General features: G+C 38.1%; 1 protein-coding gene. It reads right to left on the bottom strand.

Features of this window, described 5'->3' with window-relative positions; all coding sequences use genetic code 11:
* Nucleotides 1-66 precede the first annotated feature (66 nt).
* Nucleotides 67-257, bottom strand: a 191-nt coding sequence (locus tag R0K30_RS22585; RefSeq protein WP_410613155.1) for a hypothetical protein, incomplete at its 5' end; no start/stop codon positions are given.

Raw genomic sequence — 257 nt, 5'->3', positions numbered from 1 at the left:
ATATTTGCTGCGGGAAGTGAGCTATATTAATCTCTGCATCTCTCAATCTCAATGCGTGCTTTTATATTATTGCCTTTCCAAGGTAACGTATAAAACTTCACACTGTGAAGAATTATCAACTGTTCGAACATATACCAATTTACCAGACATTTGAGCTGACAATAAGGTTGAGTATATTGCATCAGCACCAGGCTTTGTAATATTGAGAGTCGCGTATACATCAGATACTGCGGAACAAGACATTGCTTTCTCGTCAC

It is taken from the genome of Bacillus sp. SIMBA_154, assembly GCF_046536015.1.
Taxonomy (GTDB): Bacteria; Bacillota; Bacilli; order Bacillales; family Bacillaceae; genus Bacillus; species Bacillus pumilus_P.
This window is presented reverse-complemented; position numbering and strand designations above follow the sequence as displayed.